This window comes from Microbulbifer mangrovi (assembly GCF_002009015.1).
GTDB lineage: Bacteria > Pseudomonadota > Gammaproteobacteria > Pseudomonadales > Cellvibrionaceae > Microbulbifer > Microbulbifer mangrovi.
In genome coordinates, this window is record NZ_LZDE01000080.1 from 1 (window position 1) to 701 (window position 701).

Sequence of the window (701 nt, forward strand, 5' to 3'; positions counted from 1 at the left end):
TTTGGTGGGTGTCCTTTTTATCCTACGTCCTCCGGATCGCTTGGATCAATGAAGGTCCGGAAGCTCACCGCCGCGAACCGGGTGCCTACCTCGTCCTCGGTCAGACGATAGGTTCCGGGCTTGGCCTCGACATACATGTAGTGATCCTGGTTGACCACCTGCATGGACTGGTAACGCCCATCAATCTCGGGCAGGGTGATCTCGGCAGGTTTTGACAGGTCGAGTATCAGCGAGGAATAAATGGTATCCACGTTCATGCGGATCACCGGCTGGTCGTCGAGATCCACTGTTTCACGCTGGTGGACAATCTTGCCCACCTCGAGTCCGAAGGACTTGATGTTCTCCCGGATCATATGATCCGTCTCGGCGCGCACGAGATTGTCGATGGTCACGGGTTGGGTGGCTTCCACGGCAAACGCGAGGCAGGGCAGCAGCACTACGAGGACTGCGATCATATGGGTGGTTGTCTTCATGTGTTCATCTCCAACAGGCCGGACAACGGGACACGCATAGAAGGTAGGACAACGGTAGGACAACGGGACACCCATAGAAGGTAAAGGATAAAGCACCCTACGCCAAACACTTGCATTTAATATCACCCACTGCACAATACTGGTTATGCATACAGCATCATTGGCAGCCATGACCCAGCCACGACCAAACCTGATTGATCCAAGTACAACGCCCTACTATCACTGCGT

The 701-nt window shown here is 54.2% G+C and carries 1 protein-coding gene; it reads right to left on the reverse strand.

Translation table 11 applies throughout. The features are described 5' to 3' along the window. Positions 1 to 17: 17 nt before the first annotated feature. Complete coding sequence (locus B4U49_RS00355; RefSeq protein ID WP_158078514.1) at positions 18 to 455, reverse strand: DUF1254 domain-containing protein; 438 nt, start codon at positions 453 to 455, stop codon at positions 18 to 20. Positions 456 to 701: the final 246 nt, after the last annotated feature.

Bases quoted from the DNA above. Each gene is read 5' to 3' on its own strand.
- B4U49_RS00355 (WP_158078514.1), bottom strand. From the start codon at position 455: ATGATCGCAGTCCTCGTAGTGCTGCTGCCCTGCCTCGCGTTTGCCGTG.